Origin of the sequence: Amycolatopsis sp. cg9, from assembly GCF_041346945.1 — a bacterium.
GTDB lineage: Bacteria > Actinomycetota > Actinomycetes > Mycobacteriales > Pseudonocardiaceae > Amycolatopsis.
This window is the reverse complement of the sequence record NZ_CP166850.1, coordinates 5,576,116-5,600,496: the sequence shown is the minus strand read 5'-3', so window position 1 is coordinate 5,600,496 and position 24,381 is coordinate 5,576,116. Positions and strand designations below refer to the sequence as shown.

The following is a 24,381-nucleotide window of genomic DNA, read 5'->3' as shown; positions in this document are numbered from 1 at the left end:
TCACCCCTGCCGCCCTCACGCCTGTTCGGCGAGGCCGCGCAGGTGCGCGTCGACGTCGAAGCCGTGTTCCTCCAGCCGCCGCCGGGCGAGCAGGAGCTCGTCCGAGGTGAACAGCTCCGAGTACTCCGCGCGGAGCATGGTCGCCTCCGAGCTGCGGCCGAGCTGGTTCTTCTCCCAGAGCACGGTGAACCCGCCGGCGGTCCCGGCGCCGCGCAGCAGCAGGCGGGCCGCCTCGACCCCGCCGTGCTCGCGCACCATCCGCTCGAACTGGGCGGGCCGGTAGCCGTAATCCTTGGCCAGGACCCGGCAGCCGTCGAGCAGGTCCTCGGTGAACCGCGCGGCGAGGCGGGGATCGGCCGGGACGGGAGTGGCGGGTTCGGGCATCAGGCACCTCTCGACGGGACGGCTTCCCTGATTAATCGCGAACGGCACCCGTTTCGCTACGCCGTTCGGGAAGGCAATCTGGAAATACCACTCTCCGTGGCGAGAATAACGGACAAAAGGGGTAAATGAGAACTGTCGGTGTCCCCTGCCATGATGACCGGCATGCGAACCGTGGTCCACGGCGAGGTTCCCGTCCACTATGGACAGATCTACGTCCACAGCGCGGGCGGCGATCCGTTCGAAGGCGATCTTTCGGCGTGCTTCGCCGGTCAGCGCAACGGGCTGTGCGGCGCCGCCGTGGCGGGGACGTTGTTCCTGCTCACCGGCTTGCACACCGGGGAGGTCGGGTTCACCGCCGAGGTGCACGAGACCGAGCCGCCGGACGCGGGCGGGGCGGACGTCGTGGAGGCGCCGTTCCATGTGGCGGGCCCGGCGAGGCTCGTGACCTGGGGCGGCGAGGACTGGTGGGATCTGGAGCTGACCCCCGGCGACTACCGCGTCCGCTACAGCGGGACGGGCATGGACGCCGGCGACGGTCCCGGGCCGGAGCACTACCTGCTCCAGTTCTGGGCCGCGCCACCCGCACCCGACGCGGTCATCCGCCACCGCAGCGCGGCCGCCGCGTACTGGCACGACTTCGCGCGCAAGCTGCCCGCGCCGGACGGGGTCACCAGCCGAACAAACCGCCCATGATGCGGGCGCAGCGCACCGTCATCGCCGCCGCGTCCTCGTCCGGGCGGTCGATCCACCAGCTGATCAGCGAGTCGACCACACCGGTCCAGACCTGCGCGATGGCTTCGATGTCGGCCGGGTCGGCCAGGCCGCGGGAGGTCATCAGCTCCGTCGCGCCCAGCAGGGCGAAGGCGTCGAGGCGGCGCCGGTAGTCCGCGGCCGCGGCGGCGATGTCACCCGTCGCCGGCACCGTCGCGTCGCGCAGCAGGCGCCACGCGTACCGGTCGTGGTCGAACGTCGTGAAGATCGCAGCCAGGACCTTCAGCGGCATCTTCTCGGGCTCGCCGCCGCCCGCCATGGTCGTCGCGACGCCCTCGGTGAGCCGGTCGCCCGCGCGGTGCAGGCAGGCCAGGTAGAGCCCGTCCTTCGAGCCGAAGTACTGGTACAGCAACGGCTTCGTGACCCCGACGCGGCGCGCGATCTCGACCATCGACGCGCCCGCGTACCCGGCCCGGCCGAACTCCTCGGTGCCGGCCACGACGAGCTGGGCCTCGCGTTCCTCGCGGGGCATCCCCTTGGTCCCGACCGCCCTTGACTCCGTCACGCCCGAGAGCCTACCGTGCGTAAAGTGACCCTTGGGTAAGTTACCGCATGGTCAGATAGAAGGAGGCGACGTGGCCGAGTTCCTGGCGCACCTGCGCGACCCCGTGCTGTTCGCGATCCCGGTGTTCGTGCTGTTCGTGGCGATCGAGATCGTCGCGGTGCACGTGCTCGGGCACGACGACAACGTCATCGGCTACAGCCCGGCCGACACCCGCACGAGCATGCTGATGGGCACCGTCGCGGTCGGGGTCAACGCGCTGTTCCGGCTGGTGATGCTCGTCGTCTTCGCCGCGCTGTTCGAGCTCGCCCCGGTCAAGTTCGACCCGCGCGACTGGTGGACGTGGGTGCTCATGCTGCTCGGCCAGGAGCTGGTCTTCTACGCCTACCACCGGGCCAGCCACCGCGTGCGGCTGCTGTGGGCCGGGCACCAGGTGCACCACTCCAGCGAGCACTACAACTTCTCGACGGCGCTGCGCCAGAAGTGGACCCCGTACTTCCAGCTGCCGTTCTGGTCGGTGCTGGCGCTGTGCGGGATCCCGCCGTGGATGATCCTGACCGGCCTCTCGATCGACCTCGTCTACCAGTTCTTCGTGCACACGGAGAAGGTCGGCAAGCTGCCGCGCTGGTTCGAGTACGTCTTCAACACCCCGTCGCACCACCGCGTCCACCACGGCAGCGACGCCGAATACCTGGACGCCAACTACGGCGGGATCCTGATCATCTGGGATCGGCTGTTCGGCAGCTTCGTCCCCGAGGGGAAGCGGCCGACGTACGGGCTGACGACCAACATCGGCACGTACAACCTGCTGCGGGTCGGCTTCCACGAGTACGGCTCGATCCTGCGCGACCTCCGCGGCGCGCGGACCTGGCGCGAGCGGGCGGGGTACGTGTTCGGGCCGCCCGGGTGGCAGCCGGAACACGTACCCGCTTGAGGCCTACGCCGTGTGCCGCAGCGCGAGGCTGTTCAACGGCGGGCGCTGCGGCGAGGTCACGTCGGTCAGGACGAGTTCGCGCTCGACCCCGCTGTCCGACGAGCCCCGCTGGAACTGGGCGAGGATCGTCGCGGGCGGGACCGCGGTGACCAGGCGGTCGTAGCGCTGCAAGCGGTCGAACAGCGTCTGCATGATCTGCCCGGACATCCGGCCCAGCGCCTGCGTGCTCTGGTGCCGGTGGACGCGGTGGCCGAGGTCGACCTGGGCGAGCGCGTCGAGGCCGCGCAGCTCGAGCAGGTCGATGAGGTGCCCGATCTCGACGCCGTAGTTCACCACGAACGGGATGCTCTCGAGCACCTCGCGGCGGCCGGCGTACTCGCCCGCGAGGGGCTGGACGAAGCCGGCCAGCTCCGGCCAGAACATGTTGAGCAGCGGCCGCGCGACGAGCTCGGTGACGCGGCCGCCGCCGTCGGCTTCGGCGCCGAGCGGGCGGTGGTAGAAGCCCTTGACGTAGGCCACGGACGGGTCGGTGAGCAGCGGGCCGAGCAGCCCGGTGACGTAGTCCGTGGTGAAGTCGTGCAGGTCACCGTCGACGAAGACGACGAGGTCGCCGGTCGTCGCCGCGACGCCCTTCCAGAGCGCCTCGCCCTTGCCCGGCAGGCCGGCGAGCCCCGGGAAGACGGCGTCCTGCGCGACGACGTCGGCCCCCGCGGCCGCGGCGACTTCGGCGGTGGCGTCGGTCGAATGGCTGTCGACGACGAGGATTTCGTCGACCAGCGTGCCCGCGAGCTCGTCACGGATGGCGCCGACGATCGCGCCGACGGTGGCTTCCTCGTTCCGCGCCGGGATGACGACGGAGACGGTGGTGCCGCGTTTCGCCGCGGCCAGCTCCGCGAACGTGCGGTCCCCGGCCTTGCTGCTGCGCCGGTCGAGCCAGGTGCCGACCTCAGGCGACACCTGCAGGCGTGCGTTGCGCATGCTTTCCCCTTCCCTCGGTCGCTTCCGAGGTTCGAGGCGCCGCGTTTCGGGCACCGCTCCCCGGTGCTACCGCGGTGTTACGAGATGGCGGTTCTCGTTAACCGCGTACGCTGCCGCCGTTCGAAAGGGGAGGAACATGACGGCGGAATCCCCCGGGCACGACCCGGAACTGCGCTACCGGCTCGACGCCCTCTTGGGGGTCGTCCAGGCGGAACTGGCCGCGGCCGGGTTGCCGGTCGGTCCCGGCGAGCGCCCGGTCGGTGTGGCCGGTGCCCTCGTGTCGGTGGATGTGCCGGACCTGCGCGGCGTGCTGGTCGAGTGGCGCGAGCACACCGTGCTCGCAGACCTGGGCCAGCAGGCCTGGGGCGACGACCCGCACCGCGAAGGCGCCGAAGCCGCCGCGTTCTCACGGCTGTTCCGCGAGATCGACACGGCGATGAGCGAGGCGATGCGGAAGATCCTGAGCGCCGCCGGCCTCGAGGTCGGCAGCAGCGGCAACGACTACGCACCCGGCGAACTGCTGGTGACCCGCCGCCTGACGCCGTCGGTCTGGCAGGCCCGCCGCGACGCGCAGGACAGCGCCCGCCACGAGTCGATGCGGCAGGCCTCGAACGCGCGGCACGCGGCCGGCTGCGAGCACCCCCGCCACACCACCGACGACAGCTGACCCACCGCACCCCAATGTGGCGTTCGGTGCGTCCAGCGCACCCAACGCCACATTGGGGCGCTTGGGGCTCGCGCGGTCAGGCGTCTTCTTCCTCGAGCATCTCCGGGGTGACCGCGGACTCGGTGTCCGGGATGCTCAGGTCCTTCGCCCGCTTGTCCGCCATCGCCAGCAGGCGGCGGATGCGGCCGGCCACCGCGTCCTTCGTCATCTGCGGTTCGGACAGCTGGCCCAGTTCCTCCAGCGACGCCTGCCGGTTCGACAGGCGCAGCTTGCCCGCCGCCAGCAGGTGGTCCGGGGCCGTTTCGCCGAGGATCTCCAGGGCGCGCTCCACCCGGGCCGCCGCCGCCACGGCCGCGCGGGCCGAACGGCGCAGGTTCGCGTCGTCGAAGTTCGCCAGGCGGTTGGCCGTCGCGCGGACCTCGCGGCGCATCCGGCGCTCTTCCCACTGCAGGACGCTCGTGTGCGCGCCCAGGCGGGTCAGCAGCGCGCCGATCGCGTCGCCGTCGCGGACCACCACCCGGTCCGCGCCGCGGACCTCGCGCGACTTCGCCTGGATGCCCATCCGGCGGGCCGCGCCGACCAGCGCCAGTGCCGCCTCCGGGCCCGGGCAGGTCACCTCGAGCGACGACGAACGCCCGGGTTCCGTGAGCGACCCGTGCGCGAGGAACGCGCCCCGCCACGCCGCTTCCGCGTCGGCCACGCCGCCGGACACCACGGCCGCGGGCAGCCCGCGCACCGGGCGGCCGCGCTGGTCGATCAGCCCGGTCTGGCGGGCCAGGCCCTCGCCGTCCTTCACCACGCGCACGACGTACCGGGTGCCCTTGCGCAGCCCGCCGCTGGCGGTGATGACGTGGACGTCGGAATGGTGCCCGTACAGCTCGTGGATCTCCTTGCGCAGCCGTCGCGCGACCGAGCCCGTGTCCAGCTCCGCCTCGACGACCACCCGGCCGGCCACGATGTGCAGCCCGCCGGCGAAGCGAAGCAGCGACGCGATCTCCGCCCGGCGCGGCCCGATCTTCGTGATCTCCAGCCGGCTCAGTTCGTCCTTCACCGCGGCGGTCATCGCCATTACTGCCCCTCCCTGCCTTTCGCTCCTCCCCCGTGCTCCCCGTCCCTGCCGAGACCGAGAGCCTCCCGCATGCACCGCGCGAGCGCATCAGGATCATGCCGTCCCGCCACTTCCGGGTCGGCCACCGCCCCCAGGTGGGCCCGCGCGCCCAGCCGGGCCGCCGCGCGCCGGAGATTCGCCGGGTCGGGCACCGAATCGCGGTCCGCGATCACCGCGTCGACCCGCAGCAGGGGCGCGTGCTCGGAGAGTACGTCCAGGTGCCGCTCGGGAGAGAATCCCGCGGTTTCCCCCGGCTGGGGGACAAGGTTGAGGACGATCGCCTTCGTGGCGGTCGTGCGCACCAGCGCGTCGTGCAGCCCCGGCACGAGCAGGTGCGGTAAAACGCTCGTGAACCACGAGCCGGGTCCGAGGAAGACGACGTCGGCGGCGAGCACCGCCTCGACCGCTTCCTCGCACGCCACCGGCGGCCGCGCGGAGGCGCCCGGGGAGCGCAGGCTGACCCGCCGCACCTGCCCCGGGGTCGAGGCCACCGCGACCTGGCCGCGGATCCGGCGCAGCGCCGACGGGTCCTCGCTGTCGAGGCCGCTGACCTCGCCCTCGATCTCCAGCGGCTCCGGCGACATCGGCAGCACGCGGCCCGAGACGCCCATCAGGCGGCAGGCCTCGTCGAGCGCGGCGACGGGGTCGCCGAGCACCTCGAACAGCCCGGCGAGCAGCAGGTTCCCGACCGCGTGCCCGGCCAGCGCGCCGTCCCCGCCGAAGCGGTGCTGGAAGACCTCGGCCCACAGCGTGCCGCCGTCCTCCGCCGCGAAGGCCGCGAAGGCCTGCCGGAGGTCGCCCGGTGGCAGCAGCCCGAGTTCGCGCCGCAGCCGGCCGGACGATCCGCCGTCGTCGGCCACGGTCACGATCGCGGTGACGTCGGGGGTCACCCGCCGCACCGCGGACAACGTGGCGTGCAGCCCGTGGCCGCCCCCGAGGGCGACCGCGCGCACGTTATTCACGACCAAGGTCGCGGTGCACCACCTTCACGGCCATTCCGTCCTCTTTGGACAGACGCTCGGCGAGCTCCACGGACAGCGCCACGCTGCGGTGCTTGCCGCCGGTGCAGCCGACGGCCAGCGTCAGGTACCGCTTGCCCTCACGCTTGTAGCCGGCGCCGATCAGCCGCAGCAGCTGGTGGTAGCGGTCCAGGAACTCCTCGGCGCCCTCCTGCGAAAGGACGTAGTTGCGGACCTCGCCGTCGAGGCCCGTGTGCTCGCGCAGCTCCGGGATCCAGAACGGGTTCGGCAGGAACCGGACGTCCATCACCAGGTCGGCGTCCATCGGCAGGCCGTACTTGTAGCCGAAGGACAGCACCGTGACCCGGGTCTGGGTGCTCGCCTCGGAGCCGAACGCGTCCTCGATCTTGGCGCGCAGGTCGTGCACCGACAGCGACGACGTGTCCAGCACGAGGTCGGCCTCTTCGCGGAGCGGCTCCAGCAGCGTCCGCTCCGCCGTGATGCCGTCGGCGAGCCGGCCGTCGCCCTGCATCGGGTGGCCGCGGCGGACGGCTTCGAAGCGGCGCACCAGCACCGCGTCGGTCGCCTCGAGGAACAGCACGCGCGGCTTGTAGCCCCGCGCGTCCAGGTCCTTGATGACCGAGGCGAGGTCGTCGGTGAACGCGCGCGAGCGCACGTCCATGACGACGGCCACCTTCGTGATCGCGCCGCGCGCCTGCGCGCCCAGCTCGACCATGGTGGCGATCAGCTCCGGGGGCAGGTTGTCGACGACGAACCAGCCCAGGTCCTCCAGGCACTTGGCCGCCGTGCTGCGGCCCGCCCCGGACAACCCGGACACGACCGCGACCTCCATGCCGGACCCGCGGATCTCCTCTTGCGCACTCACTGTGTTCCCTACTCCCCTGCTTTCGTGCCGTTGCTCGCGCCGGACTCCCCGGCCAGCGCGGCGACCACGGCCTCCGCGGTGCGCCTGCCGAAGCCGGGCACCGCCTCGATCTCCTCGACCCTGGCCTGCTTGAGCTTCTTCACCGAGCCGAAGTGCTTGATCAGCGCGGTCCGGCGAGCCTGCCCCAACCCCGGCACACTGTCCAATTCGGACGTCACCAGCCGCTTGGAGCGCTTCTCGCGGTGGTAGGCGATGGCGAACCGGTGGGCCTCGTCCCGAAGCCGCTGCAGCAGGTACAGCCCCTCCGACGTGCGCGGCAGGATCACCGGGTCGGGGTCCGCCGGCAGCCACACCTCTTCGAGCCGCTTCGCCAGCCCCACCACCGCGATGTCGGTGATGCCCAGCTCGGCCAGCACGTCGGCGGCCGCGGTGGCCTGCGGGCCCGCGCCGTCGACGACCAGCAGGTTCGGCGGGTAGGCGAACTTCTTCGGCCGCCCGGTCTCCGGGTCGAGGCCGGGCCGGCTCGACTCCTCCGCGGTTTCCTTGAGGTAGCGGTGGAACCGACGGCGCACGACTTCGGCGATCGAAGCGACGTCGCCCTCGGTGGCCGCCTCCCGCAGCGCGAAGCGGCGGTACTCGGACTTGCGCGCGAGCCCGTCCTCGAAGACGACCAGCGACGCCACGACGTCGCTGCCCTGGATGTGGCTGATGTCGATGCACTCGATGCGCAGCGGCGCGGTGTCGAGGGCCAGGAACTCCTGCAGCTCGGTCAGCGCCGCCGAGCGGGCCGTGAGGTCGCCGGCGCGCCGCAGCTTGTGCTGGGTGAACGCCTCCCCCGCGTTGCGCTCCACGGTCTCCGCCAGGGCTTTCTTGTCGCCGCGCTGCGGCACCCGCAGCTGCACGCGCGAGCCGCGCAGCCCGCTCAGCCACTCCGCGACCGCTTCGGCGTCCGCCGGCAGCTCCGGCACCAGCACCTCCCGCGGGACGACCGGGCCGGCGTCGACCTCGTCGCGCGCGTCGAGGTCGGCCTCGTCGCCGTAGAACTGCGTGAGGAAGTGGTCGACCAGCGCCGGGACGTCCATCTCCTCGGCCTTGTCGATCACCCAGCCGCGCTGGCCGCGGACCCGGCCGCCGCGCACGTGGAAGACCTGGACGGCGGCTTCGAGGTCGTCGTGCGCGAACGCGACGACGTCGGCGTCCGTGCCGTCGCCGAGCACCACGGCCTGCTTCTCCATGGCGCGGCGCAGCGCGCCCAGGTCGTCGCGCAGGCGGGCGGCGCGCTCGAACTCGAGCTCCTCGGCGGCCGTGGCCATCTCGGTTTCGAGCCGCTTGATCATGACGTCGGTCTTGCCGGCCAGGAAGTCGCAGAAGTCCTCGACGATGTCGCGGTGCTCGCCGGCCGAGACGCGCCCGACGCACGGCGCCGAGCACTTGTCGATGTAGCCGAGCAGGCAGGGCCGCCCGATCTGGCCGTGGCGCCGGAACACCCCGGCCGAGCAGGTGCGCGCCGGGAACACGCGCAGCAGCAGGTCGAGCGTCTCGCGGATCGCCCACGCGTGCGCGTACGGGCCGAAGTACCGGACGCCCTTCTTGCGCGCGCCGCGGTAGACGTGCAGGCGCGGGAACTCCTCGTTCAGCGTCACCGCGAGCACCGGGTAGCTCTTGTCGTCGCGGTAGCGGACGTTGAACCGGGGGTCGAACTCCTTGATCCAGTTGTACTCGAGCTGCAGCGCCTCGACCTCGGTGGTGACCACGGTCCACTCGACGCTCGCGGCCGTGGTGACCATCTGGCGCGTGCGCGGGTGCAGGCCGGAGAGGTCGGCGAAGTAGGAGTTCAGCCTGCTGCGGAGGCTTTTCGCCTTGCCGACGTAGATGACCCGCTTGGTCGCGTCGCGGAATTTGTACACGCCAGGGGCATCCGGGATGCTCCCCGGCGAGGGACGGTAGGTGGTCGGGTCAGCCACCTCCCAAGACTATGGGTCGGCACCGACAGTTCTCGCGCGCCCCCGAGCGCCCCGCCGGAAGTAGGGTGTTAGTCCGGTTCCGACTTCGGTAGGTGTCGCCCGGGGTGAGCCGGTGGTTACTTTCCGACCGGCCGATCCGGCCCCCGTCCGAAAGGATCACCACCGTGAGCTCTCTTCGTCTCCTCGGCGCCGCCTCGGCGGCCGCCGTCGCGCTGACTCTCGCGGGTGGCGCCGTGGCCTCCGCCGGCGTCCAGCCGAACATCGTCGGCGGCACCACCGCCCCCACCGTGTCGTGGGGCGCCCAGGTGTACGTCAACACCCCCGGGCGCGACTACCAGGGCTTCAACTGCTCGGGCACGGTCATCGCGGCGCGCTGGGTGCTGACCGCGGTGCACTGCCTCGACCAGGACGGCTCGGGCATGTTCGTCCGGGTCGGCAGCAACACGCTGCTCTCGGGCACGAAGATCGCCGTCGACAACGAGTACGAGTCCCCGAACGGCGACATCGCGCTGCTGCACCTGGCGTCGGCGACGAGCGCTTCGCCGATCTCGCTGGGCAGCTCGGACCCGGCCACCGGCAGCACCAACCAGATCTACGGCTGGGGCCGCACCACCCCGACCGGCCCGCCGGCGACGGCGCTGAAGACGGCGAACGTCCAGGTGACCGGCCGGTCCACGGACGCCTACGGCGGCCGCGCGATCCAGAGCGTCGGCATCAACGGCTCGGCGTGGAAGGGCGACTCGGGCGGCCCCGAGGTGGCCAACGGCGTCCAGGTCGGCGTCGCGTCGACGGTCCAGAACCAGAGCGGGTCGAACACGCGCGGCACGAACAACTACGCGAGCGTGGCTTCGAGCCGCTCCTGGATCCGGACGACCGCGGGCGTCTGAGGCTTCCGGCGGGGCGGCGCTCCGGCGCCGCCCCGTTTCCGTCGGTGGGGTGTGGGATGCTCGCGGGCATGCGGATCGCCACGTGGAACGTGAACTCCATCGTCCCCCGCCTCCCGCGCGTGCTGGGCTTCCTGGAGAAGACGGCGCCGGACGTGCTGTGCCTGCAGGAGCTGAAGAACACGACGGAGAAGTTCCCCTTCGCCGAGGTCGAGGCGCTCGGGTACGAGGTGGCCGCGTACGGGCTGGGCCGCTGGAACGGCGTGGGGATCGTGTCGCGCGTGGGCCTTTCCGACGTGGTCCGCGGGCTGCCCGGCGAGCCGCGGTTCGACGGCGCCGCGGAGGCCCGGGCGATCGGCGCCGGCTGCGGGGGCGTGCGGGTGTGGTCGGTGTACGTGCCGAACGGGCGCGAGCCGGACAACCCGCACTACGCGTACAAGCTGGAGTGGCTGGAGGCGTTGCGGGCGCTGGTTTCCTCGGAGCTTTCCACCGGCCCGTTCGCGGTGCTCGGCGACTTCAACGTGGCGCCGACGGACGCCGACGTGTGGGACATCGCGGTGTTCGCGGAGTCGACGCACGTGACTCCCCCGGAACGCGAGGCACTGGCCCGGCTGCGCAAGCTGGGGCTGTCGGACGTCTTCCCGCGGCCGCTGAAGTACGACCACCCGTTCACGTACTGGGACTACCGGGCGGGGAACTTCCCGAACAACAAGGGGATGCGGATCGACCTGGTGTACGGGAACGAGGCGTTCACCGCCGCCGTCACGGATTCCTACGTGGACCGGGAGGCGCGGAAGGGCAAGGGGGCTTCGGACCACGCGCCGATCGTGGTGGACCTGGACCTCTGAGCCCGGCGGCGTCATCGGCGGACAGGCCATGCCCGTACCGGCGACGCCGTCGTCCGCCGCACCGGTCAGCGGCGCGAAGTCGCTGGAGTTTCGCAAAGTCGTGACCGGCGTATCGCGGGTCGGCGGTACCGGGAGCGGCGCGCCCTCTCGCAGGCGGACCGGCAAAGCCGGGACACCGCCCGGCAGACCGCGGCCGTGCAGGCGATCGACTGCACGCCCGGAAGGCCCGACCCGCTTGCGGGACACGATGACCGTTCCATGCCGTTGGTCACCTGCGGGCAGACCGACAACACGGCCTACGTCCTCGAACCCGAGTTCCTCCCCGGGAGCCAGGTGACCGACGCTGCGGCCGGCTACGACCAGCAGCGCGGGCAATGGGTCGTGAGCCTCACGTTCAACGCGGAGGGTACGAAGGTCTGGGCCGGCTTCACGAGCCAGAACACCGGTCAGCAAGCCGCGTTCGTCCTGGACAGCCAGGTCTTGTCGGCGCCCGCCATCCAGGTTGCGATCCTTGACGGGAACACCCAGATCACCGGGAAGTTCACCGAAGAGCGCGCTCGCGAGCTGGCCCGTCAGCTCAGGGGCGGCCAGCCTCCGGTCGCGGCCCGGTGCAGCTTCCGCAGTGCCCGCACCGCTTCCACCGCCCGGTCCCGGTCCACCGCCTGCACCGCCATCACCGCGTGGTACTCGTCGTCCGGCAGCTCCAGCCGGGCCCACGAAGCGCCGTCCGGGAAGCTCACCGACAGGACCTCGCTCCACTCGAAGCGCCGGGTCACCAGGACGTTGCGGACTTCGATGCCCGTTTCGTCGGCGCGGACCCTGGCGATCGCGAACAGCATCACGCCGCACGCCAGCAGGATGCCGATGCCGACCATCGCCGCCTGGTCGGAGCGCTGGAAGCGGACGCCCGTGTCGCCGTTGCGCAGCAGGACCGCCACCACCACGAACACGGCCAGCAGCGCCACCGACAGCACGCTGCACATGATCAGGGCGCGCCGCGGGCGGATCACCAGGAGAGTCTTCACGGTCACACGAAACCCCGCTCGGTCCACGGCTGGCGCAGGCTCTTCAGCACGTGCGCCGTGTCGAGGGCCGCGACCGTCGCCTCGTAGCCCTTGTCCTCCTTGGCGCCCGGCCGGCCCGACCGGTCGACCGCCTGCTCATGCGTGTCGCACGTCAGGACGCCGTTGCCGACCGCCGTGCTCTCGTCGAGCGCCACCCGGGTCAGGCCCGCCGTCACCGCGTCGCACACGTACTCGAAGTGCGGGGTGCCGCCGCGGATGACCACGCCGAGCGCGACCACCGCGTCGTGGTTGCGGGCCAGCGCCTGCGCCACCACCGGGAGCTCCACCGCGCCCGCGACGTGGACCACGGTCGGGTCCTCCTCCAGCTCCGCCTCGCGCGCCGCGACCAGGGCCCGCTCCAGCAGGACGTCGGTGATGTCCGCGTTCCAGCGGGTCGCCACGATGCCGAGCTTCAGGCTTTTGCAGCCGGTCAGGTCCAGGGAAACGTCGGGACGGCCTTCGCCGCTCACAGTGCTCCTCCGTCGGGGTGCTCGGTGCCCGCGCCGACCTGGTCGTAGTGCTCCAGCTGGGCCAGGTCGTGGCCCATCCGGTCGCGCTTGGTCCGCAGGTAGCGCAGGTTCTCCGGGTTCGGCGAGATCGGCAGCGGCACCCGGCCGGTGACGCGCAGGCCGTAGCCCTCGAGGCCGATCCGCTTGGCCGGGTTGTTCGACAGCAGCCGCATGGTGCGGACGCCGAGGTCGCAGAGGATCTGCGCGCCGGTGCCGTAGTCGCGGGCGTCGGCCGGGACCCCGAGGGCGAGGTTCGCGTCCACCGTGTCGGCGCCGTCGTCCTGCAGCTGGTAGGCCTGCAGCTTGTGCAGCAGCCCGATGCCGCGGCCCTCGTGGCCGCGGATGTAGAGCACGACGCCGCGGCCTTCGGTGGCCACCGCTTCCAGCGCCGCTTCCAGCTGCGGGCCGCAGTCGCAGCGCAGCGAGCCGAAGACGTCGCCGGTGAGGCACTCGGAGTGCACGCGCACCAGGATGTCCTGGCCGTCGCCGATTTCGCCGTAGACGAACGCGACGTGCTCGATGCCGTCCAGGAGCGAGTCGTAGCCGACCGCGCGGAACGTGCCCGCGGCGAGCGGGATGCGGGCCTCGGCGACCCGCTCGACCTGCTTCTCGGTGCGGCGGCGGTAGGCGATCAGGTCGGCGATGGTGATGATCGCCAGGTCGTGGTCGGCCGCGAACACCTCGAGCTCGTCGCGGCGCGCCATGTCGCCTTCGTCCTTCTGCGACACGATCTCGCAGAGCACGCCGGCCGGGGCGAGCCCGGCCATCCGGGACAGGTCGACCGACGCTTCGGTGTGCCCGGGGCGGCGCAGCACGCCGCCTTCCTTGGCGCGCAGCGGCACGACGTGGCCGGGGCGGCGGAAGTCCTTCGCCGTCGACGCCGGGTCGGCCAGCAGCCGGATCGTGTGCGCGCGGTCGGCGGCCGAGATGCCGGTGGTGATGCCGTCGGCGGCGTCGACCGTGACGCTGTACGCGGTGCCCCGCGCGTCCTGGTTGGTGTGGTACATCGGCGGCAGGTCCAGCCGGTCCGCTTCGGACTCGGTCAGCGCCACGCAGACGTACCCCGAGGTGTAGCGGACCATGAAGGCCAGCAGCTCGGGCGTCGCCTTCTCGGCGGCGAAGATGAGGTCGCCCTCGTTCTCGCGGTCTTCGTCGTCGACCACGACGACCGGGCGGCCGGCCGCGATGTCCGAGATCGCCCGCTCGATGGCGTCGGCGTCGAACACCGCCCCGGCGCCGCACGGGGTCCAGCCCGCCTCGGGCTCTGCCGCACTCGTCTCACTCATGACCGCTCCTCCGTGCCGCCGTCCCGATTGTGCACCTGGTCGCGGATATGCGCTTCGGCCAGTTTCTCCACGTACTTCGCGACCACGTCGACCTCGAGGTTGACCAGGTCGCCCGCTTCCCGCCCGCCGAGCGTGGTCGCCTCGAGCGTGGTCGGGATCAACGCCACCTTGAACTGGTCGGCGGTGACCGCCGCGACGGTGAGGGAGATCCCGTCGACCGCGATCGAGCCCTTCTCGACCACGTACCGGGACAGGTGCGCCGGCAGCGAGAACGTCGTCACGCCGTTGTCGTCGCGGGAGAGGAACACGCCCGTCCCGTCGACGTGGCCCTGCATGATGTGCCCGCCGAGCCGCCCGCCCGCCGGCGTCGCGCGTTCCAGGTTGACCCGGTCGCCGGTCGCGACCTTGGCCAGGCTCGAACGCTGCAGCGTCTCGTCGACGACGTCGACCGTGAACTCACCGCCGGCCACCTCGACGACCGTGAGGCACACGCCGCTGACCGCGATGGAGTCGCCGTGCCCGGCGTCGCTGGTGACCAGCGGGCCGCGGACGCGCAGCCGCGCCGCGTTGGTCAGCTGCTCGACCGAGGTGATCTCGCCGATCTCCTCGACAATGCCGGTGAACACGTCCTGCCTCCTTGTGAGCCGCTGCTCCCCATCCAACACCCGCCGCGGCCCGGTGGCTTCTCCGGTGCCGCCCGGCAGGTCAGCCGGCCCGGCCGCGGGCCGCCCGCTCGCGCAGCGCGGCGACCGCTTTGCCCGGGTCGCCGGCGCCGTAGACGGCGGACCCGGCGACGAAGCAGTCGACGCCCGCCGCCGCGGCCTGCTCGATGGTGTCGGTGTTGATGCCGCCGTCGATCTCGACGACCAGCTTCAGGTGGCCGGTGTCGACCAGCCGCCGCGCGGTGCGGACCTTCTCCAGCACGTCGGCGATGAACGACTGCCCGCCGAAGCCCGGCTCGACCGACATCACCAGCAGCGTGTCGTAGTGCTTGAGCGCGTCGAGCCACGGCTCGAGGGCGGTGCCCGGCTTGATCGACAGGCCGGCCTTCGCCCCGGCGGCGCGCAGGTTCTTCGCGAGCGCGATCGGGTCCTTCGCGGCTTCGGCGTGCACGGTGACGTTGTAGGCGCCGGCTTCGGCGTACCCGATCGCCCAGCGGTCCGGGTCCTCGATCATCAGGTGGCAGTCGATCGGCACGTCGGTGCTCTTCAGCAGCGCCTTCACCACGGGCAGGCCGAGGGTCAGGTTGGGCACGAAGTGCGCGTCCATCACGTCGACGTGGACCCAGTCGGCGCGGGTCTCCCCGCCACCGGCCACGGCGGCGATCTCCTCGCCGAGCCGGGCGAAGTCCGCGGACAGGATGCTGGGGGCGATCAGGGGTCGGTCTGCCACGTCCCGAGTGTAGGAGGCCGGTGCTAACGGTCGCTAACCGGTTGTGACCAGGATCTGGCTCCGCGGAGGGAGGTGTGCGCCACTCCGGCCGCAATAGGCTCGCCGCCATGTCCGGATTCTTCCCGTCCCTGGCGCGGATCGGCAGCTACCGCGGCCTTCCGTTCGCCGTCGCGGGCGCCCTCCTCATGGTGCCGGTGTCCCCGTTCGCGTTCGCGGCGGCCGTGTCCGTCGAAACCGATTCGCGGGTGCGGGCGCTGCTCGCCCTGCTCGCCCTCGCGGTGCTCACGGGACTGCTGGGTCTGCTGGGACCGGTGCGGCGCGGCGGCATCGGGCTGGCGAACCTGCTGCTCGGCACCACCGTCCCCGCCCCCACCGGGCGTCCCGGCACCGGCGCGCGGCTGCGCTCGGGGCTGTGGCTCGCCCTGCACACGCTGCTCAGCGGGGTGCTGCTGACCGTGCTCGCCTTCCTCGGGCTGGGGCTGCTGGTGCCCGCGGTCTGGCTGGCCGGCGGCCAGGACCGGATCAGCCTGTTCTGGGACGAGGTCCCGCTCGGCGCGTGGACCGTCCCGTTCGGCGTCGTGCTGCTCTTCGGCGCGCTCGTGCTGGTCGCGGGCGCCACCCGCGCCTTCCGCGCCGGTGCGGAAGCGCTGCTGGGGCCGTCCGACACCGAACGCGCGGCGCTGGCCGAGCGCCGCGCGGCCGTCCTCGCCCAGCGCAACCGGCTGGCCCGCGAGCTGCACGACTCGATCGGGCACACGCTCACGACGTCGACGATCCAGGCGGCGGCCGCGGCCGGTCTGGTCGAGACCGACCCGGCGCAGGCGCGGCGCGCACTCGGCACGATCGAAGAAGCCTCCCGCACCGCGCTGGAGGACCTCGACCACGTGCTGGGCCTGCTCCGAGACGAACCGGCGGCGAAGGAGCCGCAGCGCACGCTGGCCGAAGTCGACGTCCTCGCCGTGCGTGCCCGCGAGGCCGGGCTCGACGTCCGCCTGGCCGTCACCGGGCCGGTCACCGCGCTGCCCGCCGCGGTGTCGCGCGAGGGCTACCGGATCGTCCAGGAGGGGCTGACGAACGCGCTGCGCCACGCCGGTCCCGGCGCGGTGGACGTCCGCGTCGAGGCCGGGCCGGACCACCTCGCCATCGCCGTGGTCAACGCGCTGGCCGGTGATCAGCCGCGGACCGGGCGGCACGGGCTGACCGGGCTCGCCGAGCGCGTCGAAGCCCTGCGCGGCGAGCTGGCCGCGGGCCCGGACGGCGAGCGGTGGCGGCTGCGCGCGACCATCCCGCTGCGGGCCGGCGCATGACGCCGACGGTGCTGCTGGCCGACGACGAACCGCTGGTCCGCACCGGGCTGCGGGCGCTGCTGGAGCAGCAGGGCCTGCCCGTGGTCGGCGAAGCGGCCGACGGCGCCGCCGTGCTGCCCGAGGTGCGCCGGAGCCGCCCGGACGTCGTGCTGATGGACGTCCGGATGCCCGGTACCGACGGCATCGAAGCCACCCGGCAGGTGCTCGCCGCGATCGAGGACCCGCCGAAGATCCTGGTCGTCACGACGTTCGACAACGACGACTACGTCCGCGAAGCGCTGCTGGCCGGGGCCAGCGGGTTCCTGCTGAAGCGGGCGCGCAAGGAGGAGATCGCGCACGCGGTCCGGACCGTCGCCGCCGGGGATTCGCTGCTGTTCCCCGAGGCGATCCGGCGGCTGGTGACCGCGCGGCCGCCGGGCGGGAAGCACGCGCGGGCGGCGAAAACGCTTACCCGGCGCGAAGCCGAAGTGCTCCGGCTGATCGCCGGCGGACTGTCCAACCAGGACATCGCGGCGGCGCTGGTGATCAGCCTGGAGACGGTGAAGACCCACGTGGGCAACATCTTCGCCAAGCTCGGCGCGGGCAACCGCAGCCAAGCAGTGGTCATAGCGTACGAATCGGGCGTCGTGCGGCCGGGACACCTCGCCGGTCAATAACCGACGTGCGCCCGGTCACCCGCGGGAAGTCAGGAGTTCGGCCAGCGGACACCCGGCCGTCACCTTCAGTCCCTGCGCACCACACATGCGGAAGGACTAATAGCGCGTGTCCGGAATCCGGGCGCTTACCTCCCGAAGTCCCCCAATGAGGAGAAACATGGCTTCGCTGTTCACCGGCCGCCGCCGGTGGCTGGTCGCGGGCGCACTCGGCGCCGCGCTGGTCGCCGCCGCCCCCGTCGCCCTCGCCACCAACGGCTCCGACAACGCCGACGCGCGCTCGTCCGCCGGCACCGGTGACCGCACGAACGACGTCCGTTCGGCGATCCAGGGCGGGCACGCCCGCAACGTGATCCTGTTCATCGGCGACGGCATGGGCCAGTCGGAGATCACCGCGGCCCGCAACTACGAGCGCGGCGCCGCCGGCCGGCTCGCGATGGACGAGCTGCCGCTGACCGGCGACTACACGACGTACGCCGTGGAGCAGAACAACCCGGCCAAGCCGAACTACGTGACCGACTCGGCCGCGTCCGGCACCGGCTGGGCCACCGGCACCAAGACCTACAACGGCGCGATCTCCGTCGACGCGTACGGCAACGACGTCCCGACGATCCTCGAGATCGCCAAGCGCAACGGCCTGCGCACCGGCGACGTCACCACCGCCGAGGTCCAGGACGCGACCCCGGCCGTGCTCGGCTCGCACGTCGTCAACCGCGACTGCAAGGGCCCGGTCGAGACGACCGCGAAGTGCGCGAAGAACGCCAAGGAGAACGGCGGCCTCGGCTCGATCTCCGAGCAGCTGGTGCAGACCCGCCCCGACGTCCTGCTGGGCGGCGGCGCGAAGTACTTCAACCAGCCGGTGACGGCGGGCAAGTTCAAGGGCAAGCCCGTCCTCGACCAGGCCAAGGCGGCCGGCTACACCGTCGTCAACACCGCGGCCGACCTGGCGAAGGCGCCGAAGGGCAAGCCGGTCCTCGGCCTGTTCGCCGACGGCAACATGCCGGTCAACTGGACCGGCCCGGCGGCCGTCCACGGCGGCACCGCGCCGGCCCGCTGCACCCCGAACCCGAAGCTGCCGGCGGCCCAGCCGAAGCTGGCCGACCAGACCCGCAAGGCGCTGGAGCTGCTCGACGACCGCCGCGCGGACAAGGGCTTCTTCCTCCAGGTCGAGGGCGCGAGCATCGACAAGCAGGACCACGCGGCCGACCCGTGCGGCCAGATCGGCGAGACGGTCGACTTCGACGCGGCGATCGCGGCGGGCACGGCGTTCGCCCGCAGCCACCCCGACACCCTGGTGCTGGTGACCGCCGACCACGGCCACAGCAGCCAGATCGTCGAGCCCACGGCCACCCCGGGCCTGACCGCGACGCTCGTCACCAACGAGGGCGCGAACATGACCCTGGCCTACGGCACCGCGGAGACCGGCGGCTCGCAGTCGCACACCGGCACCCAGGTGCGCATCGCGGGTCTCGGCCCGCAGGCGGCCAACATCGTCGGGCTGACCAACCAGACCGACCTGTTCGGGACCCTGAAGCGGGCCCTGAAGCTGCGCTGACCCGGTAGGGCAGGCCCCCGGTCCGGTCCGGCGGCCTGCCCCATGCCCCCTGGCGTCCCGGCTCCCTAGCGTGGGGAAGACCGAGACACCAGGGGGTTTTCCCATGCGGAAGTCAGTGCGGACCGTCGCCGCCGGCACGCTGGTCGTGCTGCTCGCGGCGACCACCGCGGCACCGGCGCTCGCGGCCGCCGATCCGGTGCGAGCGAGCCTGGACGTGCTCACCGCGCAGGACGGCGTGCCGGGCGCCGAAGCGGTGCTCCAGGACGGCCACCGGACGCGGGTGGTGCGCAGCGGCGCGGGTGACGTCACGACCGGGAAACCGTTCCCGCGCAACGGTTCGTTCCGCGCGGGCAGCGTCACCAAGTCGTTCGTGGCGACCGTCGTCCTGCAGCTCGCCGGCGAGGGCCGGGTGCACCTGGACGCCCCCGTCGAGCGGTACCTGCCCGGGCTGCTGCCCGACCGGCGGATCACCGTGCGTCAGCTGCTGCAGCACACGAGCGGGCTCTACAACTACACCGACGACCTGCCCCTGGACGATCCGGAGCAGCTGCGCCACCGCGGCGCGGCCCCGGCCGAGCTGGTGGCGATGGCGCTGAAGCACCCCGCGCTGTTCGCGCCCGGCACGAGCTGGTCGTACTCCAACACGAACTACGTCGTCGCCGGGATGCTCGCCGAACGCGTCACGGGACTTCCGCTGGACGCATCGATCGCACACCGCATCACCCGGCCGCTGGGCTTGCGTGACACGTACTTGCCCCGCCGCGGCGACGAGGAGCTGCCCGCGCCGCACGCCGTCGGTTACGTGCCGATCGGCGGGGAACCGGCCGACTTCAGCGACTACGAGACGACGATGGCGTGGGCGGCCGGCGGGCTCGTCTCGACCCCGGCCGACCTCGACCGGTTCTACGGCGCGCTCTTCGGCGGGCAGCTCCTGCGCCCGGCCCAGCTCGCCGAGATGCGGCGCACGGTCCCGGCCGAGCTCGGCGTCCCGGGCGCCCGCTACGGCTTGGGCGTGGGCCGCATCCCGTTGTCGTGCGGGGAGTTCTGGGGTCACGAAGGCGGGATCCTCGGCTTCACCAACCTCGCCGGCGTGGGTCCGGGCGGCCGTCGCGTGACGGTGGTGCTGAACGAGAACCCCACGCCGGTCGCGGCGAACGAACACCTGCTGGCCGCCACCGACGCGGCGGTCTGCTCAGGGCAGTAGGTCCACGGAAACACCGAGAACCCCAGGGGGTTGTTCATGCGGAAATCCTTGCGCGGCAGGCGGATCGTCGCCTGCGGCACGCTCGTCGCGCTCCTCGCGGCGACCACGGCGGCACCGGCGCTCGCCACCACGAACCCGCTGCAGCGGGCGCTGGACCGGGTCACCGCCCAGGGCGGCGCGCCCGGTGCCGCGGCGGTGGTCACCGACCACGGACGCGTCACCGAGACGCGCAGCGGCACCGGCGACGTGACCACCGGGACGCCGTACCCGCGGGACGCGAAGTTCCGCGCCGGGAGCATCACGAAGACGTTCGTCGCGACCGTGGTGCTCCAGCTCGTCGCCGAGGGGAAGGTCGACCTCGACGCGCCGATCGGGCGCTACCTGCCCGGGCTGATCACCGGGAACGGCAACGACGGCCGGCAGATCACCGTGCGGAACCTGCTGCAGCACACCAGCGGGCTCTACAGCTACACCGACGACTTGCTGGCGACGGGCGACCTCGAGCCGCTGCGCCACCGCGGCGCCGAACCCGGCGAACTCGTCGCACTGGCGCTGGACCACCCGCCGTTGTTCGCGCCCGGCAGCTCCTGGTCCTATTCCAACACCAACTACATCGTCGCCGGGATGCTCGTCGAGAAGGTCACGCGGCACAGCCTCGCGACCGAGATCGCCCACCGGATCACGCGGCCGCTCGGCCTGCGCGGCACGTCGCTGCCCGGCCGCGGCGAGGAACGGCTGCCCGCGCCGCACGCGCGCGGGTACGTGCCGGGTGCGGAGAAGCTGGTCGACTTCACCGAGTTCGACCCGTCGATCGCCGGCGCCGCGGGCGCGCTGGTGTCGACCGGCCGGGACCTGGACACGTTCTTCGGCGCACTGCTCGGGGGCCGCCTGCTGCGCCCCGCGCAGCTCGCGCAGATGCAGCGCACGGTCCCGGTGCCGGGCGAGCCCGGCACGGACTACGGCCTCGGACTGTTCCACCGGACCCTGCCGGACGGCACGCGGTACTGGGGCCACGGCGGCGACATCTTCGGCTTCGCGACCCTGTCCGGAGCCACCGACAGCGGCCGGAGCGCCACGGTCTCGGCCAACGAGGACCCGCTGCCCGACGCGGCGCGGGAGGCCACCGAAACGGCGTTCGAGGTCGCGCTGGACCGGAGGTAGGCGCGCGGCAGGCCGGAACTGTCGGTGCCGCCCGGTAACGTGGAAAACGGGGGGCGCCCCCGCGGGCGAGCCAACCGCCCAACCGACTTACCGGCCGCCCGACCGACCGACCGCCGAGCCGACCGGCTGGCCAACCGGCTGGCCAACCGGCGAGCCGACCACCCAACCGCCCAACCGACTTACCGGCCGCCCGACTGACCGACCGGCCGACGGGCCGACCGGCCGACGGGCCGACCGGCCGACGGGCCGACCGGCCGACGGGCCGACCGGCCGACCAACCGGCGAGCCGACCGGCCGGCTGGCCGACCCCCGCTCAGGGCAGCAGGTCGCTCAGGGCAGCTCAGCCGACCGGCCGACCGACCGACCGGCCGCCGGGCCGACCAACCGGCGAGCCGACCGGCCGACCGGCCGGCCGCCCGCTCAGGGCAGCAGGTCCAGGGCCTCGGTCCACGGGCGCCGGACGTCCAGCCGGTGCAGCGTCACCCCGGCGCCCGCGAGGGTGTCGAGGTGGCGCTGCCACGCCGGGTGGTGCACCCGCGTGTCCTGGATCTGGTACGCCACCACGATCGTGATCCCCGGTGCGCCCAGCACGTCGCCGACCACCGTCAGGGCCTGGTTGTCCGCGATGCCCAGCGCCAGCTTGGCCACCGAATTGGCCGAAGCCGGCGCGAACAGGAACACCGGCGGGTCCGGGTGCGGCCGCGGCTCCCCCGGCAGCCGCGAGACGCTGCGCACCGGCAACTCGGTGCACGCCGCCACCTCGGCCAGGCCGCCCGTCGACTCCAGCCAGCGGTGCGCCGTCGGCGTCAGCGTGATCGCCGGGCGCCAGCCGCGCTCGGCCGCGGGCCGGACCAGCTCGGCGGCGAACCGGGTGTCCAGCCCGCCGCACGAGCCGGCGACCAGCCCGAGGTCCTTCACGGCTTGCGCAGCACGGCGCAGAACATCGCGTCGGTGCCGTGGCGGTGCGGCCACAGCTGGACGTACGGCCCGTCGCCCAGCTCCGGCACACCCGGGAACAGCTCGCGCGCGTCCAGCACCTCGGCCTTCAGCCGCCGCGCCGTCTCGCCGATCACGCCTTCCGTCTCGGCCAAGTGCGGCGAGCAGACGACGTAGGTGAGCGCGCCGCCCGGCCGCAGCAGCCCGTACGCCGCGGTGATCAGCTCGCCCTGCAGTTTGGTCAGGTCCGCGACGTCCGAGGGCTTGCGGCGCCAGCGCGCTTCGGGCCGCCGCCGCAGGGCGCCGAGGCCGCTGCACGGCGCGTCGACGAGGATCCGGTCGTAGCCGGGCTCCAGCCCGGACTCGCGGCCGTCGGCGACGTGCACCTTCACCGGCAAACCGCTCGTGGCCTTCTCGACGAGCTTCGCGCGGTGCGGCGCCTTCTCCACGGCGTCGACGCTCGCCCCGCTCAACGCCGCCAGCGCGCCGAGCAGGGCCGCCTTGCCGCCGGGTCCGGCGCACAGGTCGAGCCAGCGCTCGTCGGTGCCCTCGACGGGCACCTTCGTCGCGGCGATCGCGCAGAGCTGGCTGCCTTCGTCCTGGACCGCGGCCAGCCGCTCGCGGACGGGCTCGGCGTCGGCCGGGTCGCCGGCGCCGGCGGGCAGGCGCACGCCGTAGGGCGAGTAGGGCGCCGGGTCGCCGCCGGTGATCGCGGCGAGCTCGTCGGCGCTGATCTCGCCGGGCCGGGCGACGAGGTGCACCTCGGGCCGCGCGTCGTCGGCTTCCAGAGCCGCCTTGAGCGTGGCGCCCTTGTCACCCAGCGCTTCGGCGAACGAGCGGGCGATCCAGCGCGGGTGCGCGGTCCGCAGCGCGTAGGCGCCGATCGGGTCGGCCGCGTCGTCCGGCGCGAGCTCGTCGAGCCACGCCGCTTCGTCCTTTTCGGACACCTTGCGCATGACGGCGTTCGCGAAACCCGTTGCCCACGAACCACCTTCCGCGCGCACGAGGTCCACTGTGGACGTCACGGCGGCGTGCTCGGGGATGCGCGTGCGCAACAGCTGGTAGACGCCGAGGCGCAGCGCGTCGAGCACCGCGGGGTCGGTCTGCGAGAGCGGGCGCTCGGCGCAGGACTCGATGACGGCGTCGAGCAGGCCCTGGGCCCGCGAAGCGCCGTACGCGAGTTCGGTGGCCAGCGCGGCGTCGCGGCCGGTGATCCGCCGCTCGCGCAGCAGGTCCGGGAGGACGAGGTTGGCGTAGGCGTCCTTGGTCCGCACGGCGGCGAGGACGTCGAACGCGGCCTGCCGGGCCGGGTCCACCGCCGGCGGGCGGCGCGGGCCTTCCTTGCGCGGTGCCGGGCGGCCCCGCTGCGGTCGTGACGGACGTCGTTCCCTGTGGTCGTTCACCGGAGGCGCTCTCCCTGGTCGATCCTCGTACCGCGCGCCCAGTCGGTGGCCGCCATCCGTTTCTTGCCGGGTGCCTGGACTTCGCCGAGCCGCAGCGGCTTCGTCGCCGTCCCGACCAGCACCCGTTTGCGTTCGACCACGATCTCGCCCGGCGGCGGGCCGGGTTCGTCGAGCACCGTGACCGGGCCGAGCTTGAACCGCTCGCCGCGGAACTCCGCCCACGCGCCCGGGTCCGGGCTGACCGACCGGATCTGCCGGTCGACCGCCGACGCCGGGTCCGCGAAGGACACCCGCGCGTCCTCGACCGTCACCTTCGGCGCGTAGCTGATGCCCTCGGCGGGCTGCTCGCGCGCGACCAGGCTGCCGTCGGCGAGACCGTCCATGGTGGACAGCAGCAGCTTCGCCCCGGACTCCGCGAGCCGCCCGAGCAGCCCGCCCGCCGTGTCGGTGGACCCGATGGCCTCGGTGACGACGCCGTAGACCGGGCCAGCGTCCAGCTCCTTGACGATCCGGAAGGTCGAGGCCCCGGTGATCTCGTCACCGGCCCGGATCGCGGCCTGCACCGGCGCCGCGCCGCGCCAGGCGGGCAGCAGCGAGAAGTGCAGGTTGACCCAGCCCAGCCGCGGGATGTCGAGGGCGGCCTGCGGCAGCAGCGCCCCGTAGGCGACGACCGGGCAGGCGTCGGGCGCGAGCTCGGCGAGCCGGGCGAGGAAGGCGGGATCGGACGCCCGCGCGGGCGTCAGGACCTCGATGCCGTGCTCATCGGCGAGCGCCCCGACGGGCGACCGCACGACGCGGCGGCCGCGCCCGGCCTGCGCATCGGGACGGGTGACGACCGCGACGACCTCGTGCCGTCCGGAGTCGAGCAGGGCGCGCAGCGCGGGGACCGCCGGGTCGGGCGTGCCGGCGAAGACGAGCTTCATCGGCCCACCCCCGGCGGGAGCGGGGTTTCAGGTGGCTGGAACATCGGGCCCGAGTCTAGAAGGCCCCCTCCCCCCGGGCGCGCTCAGCTCGGCCTGGTTGTCC

Annotated in this window: 25 protein-coding genes and 1 pseudogene; 11 read left to right on the top strand and 15 right to left on the bottom strand. The window is 72.9% G+C overall.

The genetic code is table 11. The features are described from left to right. Positions 1-15: 15 nt before the first annotated feature. Positions 16-384 carry a hypothetical protein gene (locus AB5J73_RS26755; protein ID WP_370961416.1) on the bottom strand — a complete coding sequence of 123 codons (369 nt, stop codon included), beginning with the start codon at positions 382-384 and terminating at the stop codon, positions 16-18. A gap of 162 nt (positions 385-546) precedes the next feature. Between AB5J73_RS26755 and AB5J73_RS26750 the strand changes: the two genes are divergently transcribed. After that, positions 547-1,077 carry a hypothetical protein gene (locus tag AB5J73_RS26750; RefSeq protein ID WP_370961415.1) on the top strand — a complete coding sequence of 177 codons (531 nt, stop codon included), beginning with the start codon at positions 547-549 and terminating at the stop codon, positions 1,075-1,077. Here the strand turns inward: AB5J73_RS26750 and AB5J73_RS26745 are convergent. Further along, positions 1,052-1,660, bottom strand: a complete 609-nt coding sequence (locus AB5J73_RS26745; RefSeq protein WP_370961414.1) for a TetR/AcrR family transcriptional regulator — start codon at positions 1,658-1,660, stop codon at positions 1,052-1,054. The genes AB5J73_RS26750 and AB5J73_RS26745 overlap by 26 nt on opposite strands. A 70-nt stretch (positions 1,661-1,730) precedes the next feature. Between AB5J73_RS26745 and AB5J73_RS26740 the strand changes: the two genes are divergently transcribed. Further along, a complete protein-coding gene (locus tag AB5J73_RS26740) occupies positions 1,731-2,591 on the top strand; it encodes a sterol desaturase family protein (RefSeq protein WP_370961413.1) in 861 nt (286 codons plus the stop codon). 3 nt (positions 2,592-2,594) lie between these two features. Here the strand turns inward: AB5J73_RS26740 and AB5J73_RS26735 are convergent, their stop codons facing one another. Next, positions 2,595-3,569: a glucosyl-3-phosphoglycerate synthase gene (locus AB5J73_RS26735; protein ID WP_370961412.1), complete on the bottom strand. Its 975-nt coding sequence runs from the start codon at positions 3,567-3,569 to the stop codon at positions 2,595-2,597. Positions 3,570-3,705: 136 nt separating this feature from the next. On the opposite strand from AB5J73_RS26735, the gene AB5J73_RS26730 reads away from it, so the two are divergent. Next, on the top strand, positions 3,706-4,236 hold the full coding sequence (locus tag AB5J73_RS26730) for a hypothetical protein (protein WP_370961411.1): 531 nt from the start codon (positions 3,706-3,708) through the stop codon (positions 4,234-4,236). A 76-nt stretch (positions 4,237-4,312) separates the two neighbouring features. Here the strand turns inward: AB5J73_RS26730 and whiA are convergent, their stop codons facing one another. The 4 genes from whiA to uvrC are packed head-to-tail and all read right to left on the bottom strand — an operon-like array spanning position 4,313 to position 9,153. After that, positions 4,313-5,305 (bottom strand): DNA-binding protein WhiA, encoded by a 993-nt coding sequence (gene whiA / locus AB5J73_RS26725; protein ID WP_370961410.1) that lies wholly within the window; start codon positions 5,303-5,305, stop codon positions 4,313-4,315. Next, positions 5,305-6,297, bottom strand: a complete 993-nt coding sequence (gene yvcK, locus AB5J73_RS26720) for a uridine diphosphate-N-acetylglucosamine-binding protein YvcK (RefSeq protein ID WP_370961409.1) — start codon at positions 6,295-6,297, stop codon at positions 5,305-5,307. Before yvcK ends, whiA begins: the two co-directional genes overlap by 1 nt. A 1-nt stretch (position 6,298) precedes the next feature. Continuing rightward, positions 6,299-7,156, bottom strand: a complete 858-nt coding sequence (gene rapZ, locus AB5J73_RS26715) for an RNase adapter RapZ (RefSeq protein WP_014466867.1) — start codon at positions 7,154-7,156, stop codon at positions 6,299-6,301. 41 nt (positions 7,157-7,197) lie between these two features. Further along, positions 7,198-9,153, bottom strand: a complete 1,956-nt coding sequence (gene uvrC / locus AB5J73_RS26710; RefSeq protein WP_370961408.1) for an excinuclease ABC subunit UvrC — start codon at positions 9,151-9,153, stop codon at positions 7,198-7,200. Positions 9,154-9,317: 164 nt separating this feature from the next. On the opposite strand from uvrC, the gene AB5J73_RS26705 reads away from it, so the two are divergent. The 3 genes and pseudogenes from AB5J73_RS26705 to AB5J73_RS26695 all read left to right on the top strand — a co-directional run. Then, the gene (locus AB5J73_RS26705; protein ID WP_370961407.1) at positions 9,318-10,040 is read left to right on the top strand and encodes a trypsin-like serine protease; all 723 of its coding nucleotides are present in this window, start codon (positions 9,318-9,320) and stop codon (positions 10,038-10,040) included. A 68-nt stretch (positions 10,041-10,108) separates the two neighbouring features. Beyond that, the gene (locus AB5J73_RS26700) at positions 10,109-10,885 is read left to right on the top strand and encodes an exodeoxyribonuclease III (RefSeq protein WP_370961406.1); all 777 of its coding nucleotides are present in this window, start codon (positions 10,109-10,111) and stop codon (positions 10,883-10,885) included. A gap of 258 nt (positions 10,886-11,143) precedes the next feature. After that, positions 11,144-11,416: pseudogene (locus AB5J73_RS26695) on the top strand (protein translocase subunit SecD); the annotation flags it as partial. A 41-nt stretch (positions 11,417-11,457) separates the two neighbouring features. Here AB5J73_RS26695 and AB5J73_RS26690 read toward each other — a convergent pair. The 5 genes from AB5J73_RS26690 to rpe form a co-directional block, all read right to left on the bottom strand. Continuing rightward, on the bottom strand, positions 11,458-11,916 hold the full coding sequence (locus AB5J73_RS26690; RefSeq protein ID WP_370961405.1) for a PH domain-containing protein: 459 nt from the start codon (positions 11,914-11,916) through the stop codon (positions 11,458-11,460). Further along, entirely contained in the window at positions 11,913-12,419 is a 507-nt protein-coding gene (gene ribH, locus AB5J73_RS26685; RefSeq protein ID WP_086862982.1) for a 6,7-dimethyl-8-ribityllumazine synthase, read from the bottom strand. The genes AB5J73_RS26690 and ribH overlap by 4 nt, the downstream gene beginning before the upstream one ends. After that, on the bottom strand, positions 12,416-13,744 hold the full coding sequence (locus AB5J73_RS26680; protein WP_370961404.1) for a bifunctional 3,4-dihydroxy-2-butanone-4-phosphate synthase/GTP cyclohydrolase II: 1,329 nt from the start codon (positions 13,742-13,744) through the stop codon (positions 12,416-12,418). Before AB5J73_RS26680 ends, ribH begins: the two co-directional genes overlap by 4 nt. After that, positions 13,741-14,370, bottom strand: a complete 630-nt coding sequence (locus tag AB5J73_RS26675; RefSeq protein WP_370961403.1) for a riboflavin synthase — start codon at positions 14,368-14,370, stop codon at positions 13,741-13,743. Before AB5J73_RS26675 ends, AB5J73_RS26680 begins: the two co-directional genes overlap by 4 nt. 79 nt (positions 14,371-14,449) lie before the next feature. After that, positions 14,450-15,121, bottom strand: a complete 672-nt coding sequence (gene rpe, locus AB5J73_RS26670; protein ID WP_370973348.1) for a ribulose-phosphate 3-epimerase — start codon at positions 15,119-15,121, stop codon at positions 14,450-14,452. A gap of 122 nt (positions 15,122-15,243) precedes the next feature. Between rpe and AB5J73_RS26665 the strand changes: the two genes are divergently transcribed. From AB5J73_RS26665 to AB5J73_RS26645, 5 genes are all read left to right on the top strand, one after another. Continuing rightward, entirely contained in the window at positions 15,244-16,443 is a 1,200-nt protein-coding gene (locus AB5J73_RS26665; RefSeq protein ID WP_370961402.1) for a sensor histidine kinase, read from the top strand. After that, entirely contained in the window at positions 16,440-17,099 is a 660-nt protein-coding gene (locus tag AB5J73_RS26660) for a response regulator (protein ID WP_370961401.1), read from the top strand. The genes AB5J73_RS26665 and AB5J73_RS26660 overlap by 4 nt, the downstream gene beginning before the upstream one ends. A gap of 157 nt (positions 17,100-17,256) precedes the next feature. Then, positions 17,257-18,651 (top strand): alkaline phosphatase, encoded by a 1,395-nt coding sequence (phoA, locus tag AB5J73_RS26655; RefSeq protein ID WP_370961400.1) that lies wholly within the window; start codon positions 17,257-17,259, stop codon positions 18,649-18,651. A 103-nt stretch (positions 18,652-18,754) separates the two neighbouring features. Next, entirely contained in the window at positions 18,755-19,855 is a 1,101-nt protein-coding gene (locus AB5J73_RS26650) for a serine hydrolase domain-containing protein (protein WP_370961399.1), read from the top strand. Between the two features lie 36 nt (positions 19,856-19,891). After that, a complete protein-coding gene (locus AB5J73_RS26645) occupies positions 19,892-21,016 on the top strand; it encodes a serine hydrolase domain-containing protein (protein ID WP_370961398.1) in 1,125 nt (374 codons plus the stop codon). A 420-nt stretch (positions 21,017-21,436) separates the two neighbouring features. On the opposite strand, the gene AB5J73_RS26640 is transcribed toward AB5J73_RS26645, so the two are convergent. The 3 genes from AB5J73_RS26640 to fmt are packed head-to-tail and all read right to left on the bottom strand — an operon-like array spanning position 21,437 to position 24,278. Continuing rightward, entirely contained in the window at positions 21,437-21,934 is a 498-nt protein-coding gene (locus AB5J73_RS26640) for a flavoprotein (protein WP_370961397.1), read from the bottom strand. After that, positions 21,931-23,355: an RsmB/NOP family class I SAM-dependent RNA methyltransferase gene (locus AB5J73_RS26635; protein WP_370961396.1), complete on the bottom strand. Its 1,425-nt coding sequence runs from the start codon at positions 23,353-23,355 to the stop codon at positions 21,931-21,933. The genes AB5J73_RS26640 and AB5J73_RS26635 overlap by 4 nt, the downstream gene beginning before the upstream one ends. Next, complete coding sequence (gene fmt / locus AB5J73_RS26630) at positions 23,352-24,278, bottom strand: methionyl-tRNA formyltransferase (RefSeq protein WP_370961395.1); 927 nt, start codon at positions 24,276-24,278, stop codon at positions 23,352-23,354. The genes AB5J73_RS26635 and fmt overlap by 4 nt, the downstream gene beginning before the upstream one ends. Positions 24,279-24,381 lie beyond the last annotated feature (103 nt).

Coding starts and splice junctions, on each gene's coding strand:
- AB5J73_RS26755 (WP_370961416.1), bottom strand. CDS start 384: ATGCCCGAACCCGCCACTCCCGTCCCGGCCGATCCCCGCCTCGCCGCG.
- AB5J73_RS26750 (WP_370961415.1), top strand. CDS start 547: ATGCGAACCGTGGTCCACGGCGAGGTTCCCGTCCACTATGGACAGATC.
- AB5J73_RS26735 (WP_370961412.1), bottom strand. CDS start 3,569: ATGCGCAACGCACGCCTGCAGGTGTCGCCTGAGGTCGGCACCTGGCTC.
- AB5J73_RS26730 (WP_370961411.1), top strand. CDS start 3,706: ATGACGGCGGAATCCCCCGGGCACGACCCGGAACTGCGCTACCGGCTC.
- whiA (WP_370961410.1), bottom strand. CDS start 5,305: ATGGCGATGACCGCCGCGGTGAAGGACGAACTGAGCCGGCTGGAGATC.
- rapZ (WP_014466867.1), bottom strand. CDS start 7,156: ATGGAGGTCGCGGTCGTGTCCGGGTTGTCCGGGGCGGGCCGCAGCACG.
- AB5J73_RS26700 (WP_370961406.1), top strand. CDS start 10,109: ATGCGGATCGCCACGTGGAACGTGAACTCCATCGTCCCCCGCCTCCCG.
- AB5J73_RS26680 (WP_370961404.1), bottom strand. CDS start 13,744: ATGAGTGAGACGAGTGCGGCAGAGCCCGAGGCGGGCTGGACCCCGTGC.
- AB5J73_RS26665 (WP_370961402.1), top strand. CDS start 15,244: ATGTCCGGATTCTTCCCGTCCCTGGCGCGGATCGGCAGCTACCGCGGC.
- AB5J73_RS26660 (WP_370961401.1), top strand. CDS start 16,440: ATGACGCCGACGGTGCTGCTGGCCGACGACGAACCGCTGGTCCGCACC.
- phoA (WP_370961400.1), top strand. CDS start 17,257: ATGGCTTCGCTGTTCACCGGCCGCCGCCGGTGGCTGGTCGCGGGCGCA.
- AB5J73_RS26650 (WP_370961399.1), top strand. CDS start 18,755: ATGCGGAAGTCAGTGCGGACCGTCGCCGCCGGCACGCTGGTCGTGCTG.
- AB5J73_RS26645 (WP_370961398.1), top strand. CDS start 19,892: ATGCGGAAATCCTTGCGCGGCAGGCGGATCGTCGCCTGCGGCACGCTC.
- fmt (WP_370961395.1), bottom strand. CDS start 24,278: ATGAAGCTCGTCTTCGCCGGCACGCCCGACCCGGCGGTCCCCGCGCTG.